This window comes from Effusibacillus lacus (assembly GCF_002335525.1).
GTDB lineage: Bacteria > Bacillota > Bacilli > Tumebacillales > Effusibacillaceae > Effusibacillus > Effusibacillus lacus.
The window spans coordinates 22,016-31,368 of the sequence record NZ_BDUF01000002.1 but is presented as its reverse complement, the minus strand read 5'-3'; the positions used below and the strand labels follow the sequence as shown (position 1 = coordinate 31,368).

Sequence of the window (9,353 nt, the reverse complement as noted above, 5' to 3'; positions counted from 1 at the left end):
CGACCTCCCTTCGCCAGCCGTAAGAAGATTATACAAAACTTAGACTATTTTCATCATCTGATGGTGCCGCGTCAGCGGCATGGGAGTCTAAATACAAGAGACTACCTAACCATTAGGTAGTCCCTTTCTAAGCGGTTTCCAACTTTTTTACAACGAAACAACCTGTTTGAAGAAAATAAAGTATTAGACTGGAGCTGTTGATTTTACGGGATTTTTGTCATAAAAAATCGGCAGCCACGGGAAAATAAGTTTTAGACTGGAATATCCTAAAGGAAGTAGACCTCCTGAAAAATGAAAAATAAAGTTTTAGACTAAGCATAAGGTAATATTAAAGAAGGAAATTACTTGTGCCTGATGTTATCTGCTAATTCCCATACTCCCTTAGGAGAATAATCCGCTTCTTTCATAACACCAGAAATTCTTAATTGTGTTGCAGCCCATCTAATGTCATATTGCCATGTAAAAAACAAATCTCCAGAATTTCTTAATTCATTCTCATAATTATCCCAAACGTATTTGCAGACTTCTACTATGGATGCACTGCCTCCATTTATTCGTAAGCATTCCTCAACTAGACGCGGTAAATCTTCTTTATGTAACATTACGTCTCCTCCATTTTAAAACTTTATCTTGTTACGCCATAAGTACAACCACGCTTTCTCTCAACCACTTAATTTCATCAGACTGTTGACTACTGCATTTAATTCTTCTCGCTATTCTAATGTCCAACACCGTATAACCTAGATTTTGTGCTATTTCTGCAATTATCTTATCGGTCTCTATGACCACCCCGAAATACGATGAGTTCGCCACATTAATATATATTTTCCCACCCGTTCTCATCTTTGGCTTTAATTTGAACAACAGTTCTTCCAAGTCACTAAAGTAACCAGAAATCATATTCGGAATATTCTTATTCCAAAATTCAGATTCAAAGCTCATTATGCGGTGAAAAGCCGACCTAAGTAATTCACTATTGGGTAATGGGGACTCTCCCCATCTAACTTGGACATGTGACCTCATTGTTTTTCTTCTTAAATTTGCAACATCCGAATAAGAAGTCACATGTCCTAACAACCATAGTTCGACCATATGAGAATCGGTATAGTCACGTGAATTAAGATAAGGTGGTGATGTTATTATCACGTCTATGGAATTATCAGCCACTAGATGTGTTAATTGCCTACAGTCTCCGGAATAAAAATCTTTCAAGTTACTGAGGGGATTTTTCTTTGCTTCTTCTTCGATACTTTTTACATCAGGCAGTACTTCTTCCCTACACTTTGTTAAAAAATCTCTATAAATGGTTTTTCTCTTATGCACCTTTCTCTCCCAATTTTCTCGATATCTTAACGCTTTACCATCTCTAGATGCATTGCAATAATTTAACAAAATCGACCCTAAAGTTACATATAGTAAGTCCTTATATTTCGGACCAGAAACAACATCTATAGCTTTTCGTATTGATAAGAGGGAATCTAATGCAGTTTTGTGAAACAGCCATTTATCTAATCCTTCTTTTTTTGATATAGTTTTTAACCCGATTTCAAATCCATGGTTTATCGGTTTAGATAAATACTCCTCTATATCATCTATTACTCTTTGTAACTCTAAAAATTTATAATCATTTCGCAGTTTAGATCGACAAACCTGACTCATAAATGGACTAACTTCAAACGAAATACATCTTACTCCGTTTAATTGTGCTGTCAGCGGAGTTGTACCTCCGCCTGCAAAAGGATCCAAACAAAGACTGGGCATATTCTCTTGCTCTTTTAATACTAACTCAACGAAATTATTAGAAAATCCCTCTAGAATTGGATACCAACGATTTATTTTTCTCTTTTTATTTTTTGATGCACTAACCTTATCGTTATAGAACTCCATCCAGTCAGACAAACTTAAACTATCCATAAATTCCGCCTTCCTCAATCTCTTTAGACATCTTAGGTAAATTTTATCAAAGGAGCATCGTTTCCGGAATACCTAAAAACATCTAATTTCTTAGGAACATTAACCTAAAAGTAATTACGCCAATTACAACAAAAACTTCAGTCAAACTAAGACTGAAGTTCTAAGAACAAATCGGTTCAACAAACATTCTAAACGGTCTATGAAAATCGTCTCTATGTTCATGATACGGCGGGTCAAAATTAATCTCTCTAGATTCATAAAAAAGTCCTTTTGATGTATCAATAGATTTAGTTGATTCGTTTAGCCCCCGTCTTCTTCCATCTATGATGACTAAATAACCTCTTGTTACATGTAGAGGCGCTTGAATCTTATTACTATCTAGATATTCTGCTAATTGTTTGGCACCTTCTCGAGCTCTATAATCTGTGTAGTCATTCTTAATTTTTCCGTCTTCACCCAAGGATTTACCTAACCACTTTATTTCAATCAAGGCAAGCCTATTTGTAAACATCCATGTAACCTTAATATCAACGGGATGAGTTTCATCTACAATTTGCTCAGGCCTAACTTCTACATCCCCTCTAAGACTAGCTTTTAAAAAGTTTGTCAACGATTTTCGTATTATAGTTTCTGGAGAATTTTTAAAAAATAATCTCTTTTCATCAAACCATATGCCAGATAGAATTTCACATGAAGATTGTCTAACCATTCTTGATTTGTAATGTTCTAATGCATCATTTAAATCATTAAAGGTTGGAATACAAAACATACTTCCGTACGAATTAATTAGTTTTGGCAATACTTGATTATCGCCATTTGCCCAAAATGATTCCGTCCCGTGTTCAAATAAATATACTATTCGATTTTTGGAATACTCGGTTAGGTTGTCAGGAGTTTCTCTCCACAATAGATATTGACCATTAGGTAAAATTTGAAGAGTAAAGCTTGTCAAATTGTACTGTGCAATCATACTCAAGTCGTAAATCGTAATTGATTCTTTAAGGTCAAAGGGTACATCCTCCACGGTTACATTGGAAAAAATAACAATAGGTCCATAAGTAACTTCAGTGGAGATGTATTTAAATACGTCATGAATATTTGTTAATAAATCTCTTAAATAACTCATCCCCTCAGATCCGTAGTGTTTTATAATCATGGTGGTATAATGACTCTCGACTAATTTTTTTAGATTAGAGACGTTAATTTTCACATTAATCTTCCTCCTGTCCCTCTTGTTTTTCCTGAGACATCTGGGCTAGAAATGTTAGCCACAAAACAGAAGGAACTAAAAGATCCTGGATGTCTACTCCAATGGCTGAACTTAAAGCTGCGAAGTGCTCATATATTACTTCTAGTCCCGGTCCATCTAATAGATGCCTTGTGCTAGAAAGCTTCATAACTCTACTAAGCTCGGGTTCGTTAAATAGTGCTTCTCTAATTAGTCCGACTGGTAATGAAAGCAAACTAGAACAAGCGGCTTCATGATACATTACACGTTTATTATTCGTTTCAATTCTATTTAACAAGATAAACTGTTGCTCACCTTTTTCTGTAAGTTGATAGTAATCCCCCTTCTGGATCAAACACCCCATTTTCAACAAATACCAAAAGGAATCTTCTATCTCACGACTAAATGGTGAACCATCTTTGGTACCCGCAAACTGGTACCCCCATTCAGAAACTGGATGGTTTTTATAAAGCGACAGTAAACATGATAAATATGAAAATAGCTGTACTTCAGCCACTGACAAATTTCCTAATAGTTTATCTAATCTCTTTCCAATAGATAAACAGTCAAAAAAAGCATAAGGATTAATCATTTTTTGTACCTTCTTTTATTGTTAGGGCATCTTCAATTGCCTTATAAGCTTGCTCAAATAATTTCTCCTCGGAAATTTGCACATCCGAAAGATCGGTCCAAGAAGTCATACGGCAAATTTTCATTCTATCACTTCCACACTGTTCTCCCAAGGAAATTAACAATCTTGAACTGTTAATGTTGGCTGTCATAATAATCCTATAATTGTTCTCAATAAATCGGGCGAACATATTCCCAGCCCTACTTTCATACGCGATATCCAAGGAGCCTTCCGGAGTATCTATAAACAAACAAGCCTCTCCACTGTCACATGTTATATACTGTGTTAAGGCCATTCTCAGAGCTATATCAATAAAAAATCTTTGACTTTCAGAAAGGGTATGTTGTTGTCTCCGTGAAACATTTTTTACTTTCAAATTTAGTGTGATACCCGGCCTACTCTTAGTTTCCATAACAATGTCCAAATCAAGCCCAATAAAGCTATAAGCCAACGTTTTAAATAACGGAACGAATTTTTCTTCAGCATCCACATATTGTTTTTCCAACTGGCGCTGAAGCTTTAATAGCTCCGCTTTGTTTTTTTCTCTACGTTTATATTGTTCGTCCCTATTTTTCAAAAGCTCTTTCAACTGTATACGGTATGGTTCTAAAATTTCATCTAAATTGTTTTCTCTAGAATGCTTTATCTTAGTGAGTGTCTCTTTATTTTCATTCTCAAATTCTTGGAGCTCTTTTTCAACTTTATACAACTCTTGCCTAGCCTCTTGGAGTTCTTTATTTATCCGATCTTGAGTTTTAATAATTTCATCCGCCTTATTTTTTAGAACAATAATATCTTGGTCGATTTTTCTTAGTTCATCTATTTTATTAGTTTCGATTACATTGTTTTGAATCAGACTCCCACATAAGGGGCATTCATTATTAATTTTTTGCTTAATGCGTTCTACAACTGATTCACCAGCATTACCGCAAAGTCCACACTTACAATCATTGATAGAGGAAACCACTAATGGATGATCCGACAGTTTAGTATTTTGATTTATATACTTTAAAAATTCTTCAGAGTATTTGTTTCTCAATACAGCTTGTTTTGCACTCACTTCAGTAAGTGCTAAGTTTGTATCTTTAAGTTGGTGTTCCAACGAATTAACCAATTCTTCTATATTGTCTTTACTTAATGTTAATTTTTTATGGTATTCAACTAATTCAGAGTAATCCTTATTTGTTGAGCGTGTTAATGCAGATTCAATTTCTTTAATTTTTTTCTGAATCTCTGTTGCCTGCCATCCATAGTTTCGCCATAATGAATCAGCTTTCTCAGTTTCCCGTCTTAATGCATCAGCCTTTTTAGCTTGTTCATGATTTACACCAAACGCCAAATATAATGCTTGCTCCAATACTTTTTGATCCCAGAATAACAAACGGCGACTTTCATCAAAAGTAAACACAAAGTGCTGAAGAAAAACATACTGAGTAAACGTATTTAAGCCTATGCATTCAGTCATGATTTTCTTGAATTCGTCATTCCGCTCAGCAGGGGAAAGATCTGCAGTATTGTTTAGAATAGTTTTTCCATCAATATCATAAACAGTAAATTCTCTAAGTTGTTCGATGTCAAATATGCCCCTAGTAAAAGCGATTATTTTATCACCTACAACCATCTCAATTGATACTTCCGCGACATCTCGGTCATTTTCGTTAATACGCCCAGAAAAATATTCTGAAGAAAATTTCAAATTGTCGAAATAATACTCTTCCACTGATTGAAATTTATGTTTCGGATCCGGGACAATTCCAGTAAGAGCAAAGTTCAAAGTAGCGATGAAAGTTGATTTTCCTAACCCATTTGCCCCAACTAAACAAAAAACGCCATTGGATAACTCAACTGAAATAACTTTTTGGCGTGAATATAATGAAAAATTTTTCAATTGTACTCTTCGTATAATAGGCAGTTTTACCTTATTTGGAACTGACATAGCACCACATTCCTTTATGTATACTTATTAATGAGGAATGTTAAATAAATCATTCCTTTTTTATATTTTACCCAAATAGCGTTTCAGATATGAACATATTATTCTTTTATTTTACCTTAAATACTGTAACAAATCACCATCGTTAATCATTCATCTCAAATCCCGTTCTTTATTTCCAGAATGATCAGAAGATATGATTACTACTGGCTACAATAAATGTTGTGAATAAAATATGTATTAAACAATTCTCCCAACCAATCTAACAGCCCAACTTTCAACCGTATCGTTTTTGTAGTGTCTGATCCTTTCAATTTCCAAATCTCTACACTTGTCTAGTATGTCTTGATCCCAATGTCCGCCCTTTTCAACAACACTTTCCAGCAAGATCGAGATGTAACGTTCAATTATTTGAACCCCCAATCCCGGCTTTGGAATTAACATCAGCGTGGAAATTGACCATCCATCCGGCCTGGCGATTTCCAACAGATATCGAACATGATTTGAAATGTTGAGTTGAACAATTGCACATGTTCTTCGAGTTCCATCCGGACACACAGAAAACCTTTTTCCGGACGGTAAATAAGCAACGCTCGCATTGATCTTTATTTCTGGATACATCTTCTGAATGTATTGTATGACCCGGAAAAAGCCTTCAAGTCCAATCCCTCTTTGTATTGGAACCGTTGTTATTGTTCCGAATTCGATTGGCGTAGTGTCTCCACCATATACCGAATCTTGAGTACTCACTTTTTGTGCTGTTCCAATGTACTTGCCTCCTTTGCCTGACACCACTACATATCCGTTCCCCGTATTAATTGGTTGCTGTTCGCTAAATCTAACACTTACCTCCGGCTTCCTGTCATACGTTAACAACGTCGGTGAAATCTCAACCGTACTTTGGTTTACGTCTTCCTTTGCCGATCGGCTATTCTCCTCCAAAACGTAATCCTCATTCATTCGCTTTTGGGTCAACTTTAATCTTTTTTCACCTTGAATGCGTACCTTTTGCTTCAAAGAAGAATGAGAATACATAATCCGTCTATACGGAATATTTAATCCCGCTATCCCAAGAATTTCTAAGATCAATACATGATTCTGCGCTTTAAGGCCCCTGTATGTTATCTTCGAAAAACTCGAAACCGGTAAACGCGCTTGGATCGGAATGCCGTTTCGAAATTGTATCACCGGATTGATTGGAGATTTTGCTAATGCTTCTTGATATATATGATTGTAAATTTCATTCCAAACGGTTCGCACATTCTCATTCCCAAGAATCCAAGCAAGATGTGTGATTAGATTCTCGTTTACCATGTTATTCGGAATACGCCTGCTCAAATCGATTTCTGCCTTGTTATCCTCTTCCCGGAAATCATTAATCAACATCTCCAAACCGTTTGGCTCAAGCAGTGAATACGCCAAAGTACGTGTCTTTGCGAAAAAACTCCTAATGATCTCAATACAGGGAATATAGTAGGTGATTTTTCCGATTCGAAATTTCCTGAGCTTTTGCGTCCCTAAGTCACGAATTTTATGGAAATAAATTAATTGGCTTGGCAAATCAAACCCTTGACACACATCCCCCTCTTCACTGTTTGTTAACGTTAATGAATCCACCATCCCTCTCTTTAGAGAAAAAGGACCGATTGAGCCGTCGACATATTGTTGGCCAAGTCGAAGAAGGGGAAGAGTCCCCCATGGGTAATTCACAATTTGAATATCGTTTTTTATTTTAAAAGCAACCGGTATCTTCCAGTTGCCCTGGTGGTCTTGAAAAAGTGAGCCAAACCAGAACAATTCAATTGGTTCTCCAGAGCGAAACGGCCACGGCCTTAATTTAATTGTCGCCAAGTTATTTCCCCCTCGCTCCAAGGTTTTGGCGCATAAAAAGCAAATTGCTTCAACTGTTTTTCGATTTCATCTTGAACCTGTTCTCCATACCCTGGTTTTAAACCGGCCAATTTCTCGATTCTCCATCGCTTTAATTCTTCATTTCCGGCTACCAATTCTTGAACAATCCATTTCACTCTTCGTGTTTGAAAATGTTCAACCGATTCTACGTACTGCCCCAAAACGGACATTGTGATGGGGAGCTTTCCCTTATTCCTTTGCATGAAATTTAGTTTTCCAATACGTTTTGCTACCCTGGAAAACGTGACACGTGTTGGTTTATTATCCAGATCGGCAAGGATTTTTTTACATTCCGTTTCCACGATTATACTTAGTTCAAGATCTCGAAGCTCCCAATTGACACGGTTTGCTTGACCCGTCTCCTTATTGACGGGACTCTTTTTTCTTTCTTCCGGTTTGATCTTTTTAGCGTTGTTCGTTTGTTTGGTTACAGCCTCGTTTTGGTTTACTATTTCGAACGACGAAGTTGGTTTTGAATATTTTATGACTGTGTTTGTATCTACTCCAAGTTCCTTTGCAATCTTGCGGAGTGACAAGTTATCCTGTTTCAAAAGTTCATCCAATTTTGAAAACCATATTTCTCCAAAACGTTTTACGCGTCCGATCCTGTATCGATCTTCTTCCACTTGATCCGGACCGCGTCGGGAATAAACAAAGCCGCAACCGCAATAAAAGGTTCCTACTGGCCGCCTGGTGTCCGAACAGGTGGTAATCTTGCAGGTTGTCACAACCGAATTCATGTAATGTGCTGCAGCCTTATTTAAACATGGCCACGGATTTTTTCCGAACGGCAGATACTCTTGTCCATAATTTTTCAAGAACTCTTCAAAAGACCCGTACAGAAGACGGATAAGCAACAATTGACGTACCGGATGCACCACTCGACGTTCTTTTCTGGTCGCAAAGGTAAGCCAGCTTGTTTCTCCCTCAATGTTTGAATCTAACAAGTTCAAAAGCTCTTCCCCATAAAAAAGTCGGAATTGTTCATGGAGCTTATCTTGCTTAATCCTTCCGTTCACTGTTGCGTATCCCAATTGCCGTAAACGGGGAAGAATGGTTTGTTTTGTTTTATATAAATATGGAATTGACGTGTGGGTTAAAAGTAAGTGGATATCTTTCACCAACTCATTCAGATAGTGCATTGTTTTTGTAGATAAATCCGTTATCGCAAGACTCTTCTTTACTTGTGATTGATCCAGCTTTAAGGGAACCGGGATGTATTCGTGACGATTCATGGAAACTGATTTGTAAACCCACAAGATCTCTTGATGTTTGGGGCAGAAATAAACCCCGGGGGCTTGATGGGTTCGATGCCAATATGCTTCTCCAAACATTTGAATATCCTCGGAATAACACTTCCGGCAGAGATACAATTGATTTTTGGTGACGACTCCTCCCGCCATAATCCCAGTGGACGTATGTATCCCGTTCCCTCTGGAGCTTTTTATTAATTCAACCACATGGTTGGCTCTTTGTTCGGGCAAAAAGGGAGCGTAAAATGGGAACAACGTATTTTCCCGGATGAATTTTTCCGGGTTGTAGCCATGGTTCGCCGGTAACCTGTCACATAGCATCTGAAGATGACTCGGCAAATCGATTGTCGCAACGACAGACGTTGTACCAAACAAGTCCATTAGTGTTGCCTTACAACTGATATTTCCGCTCCGCAAGTGATATCTGCCGAAAACACTATAGAGGATCTCATCCGGGTACGGGTCGGGAAAGAATGTCAACAT

7 protein-coding genes are annotated in these 9,353 nt (G+C 37.2%); all 7 read right to left on the bottom strand.

Going from position 1 to position 9,353, the window contains the following annotated elements; translation table 11 throughout:
- Positions 1–341 precede the first annotated feature (341 nt).
- Complete coding sequence (locus tag EFBL_RS00200; protein WP_096180102.1) at positions 342–602, bottom strand: hypothetical protein; 261 nt, start codon at positions 600–602, stop codon at positions 342–344.
- A 31-nt stretch (positions 603–633) separates the two neighbouring features.
- Positions 634–1,914, bottom strand: coding sequence for a class I SAM-dependent methyltransferase (locus EFBL_RS00195; protein ID WP_096180101.1), 1,281 nt, complete (start codon positions 1,912–1,914; stop codon positions 634–636).
- Positions 1,915–2,074: 160 nt separating this feature from the next.
- A complete protein-coding gene (locus EFBL_RS00190) occupies positions 2,075–3,124 on the bottom strand; it encodes a hypothetical protein (protein WP_096180100.1) in 1,050 nt (349 codons plus the stop codon).
- A gap of 1 nt (position 3,125) precedes the next feature.
- Positions 3,126–3,734, bottom strand: coding sequence for a hypothetical protein (locus tag EFBL_RS00185; RefSeq protein WP_096180098.1), 609 nt, complete (start codon positions 3,732–3,734; stop codon positions 3,126–3,128).
- Complete coding sequence (locus EFBL_RS00180; protein ID WP_096180097.1) at positions 3,727–5,709, bottom strand: AAA family ATPase; 1,983 nt, start codon at positions 5,707–5,709, stop codon at positions 3,727–3,729. The genes EFBL_RS00185 and EFBL_RS00180 overlap by 8 nt, the downstream gene beginning before the upstream one ends.
- Before the next feature lie 237 nt (positions 5,710–5,946).
- Positions 5,947–7,557 (bottom strand): Tn7-like element transposition protein TnsE, encoded by a 1,611-nt coding sequence (locus tag EFBL_RS00175; protein WP_096180096.1) that lies wholly within the window; start codon positions 7,555–7,557, stop codon positions 5,947–5,949.
- Positions 7,539–9,353, bottom strand: coding sequence for a TnsD family Tn7-like transposition protein (locus EFBL_RS00170; protein ID WP_165912750.1), 1,815 nt, complete (start codon positions 9,351–9,353; stop codon positions 7,539–7,541). The genes EFBL_RS00175 and EFBL_RS00170 overlap by 19 nt, the downstream gene beginning before the upstream one ends.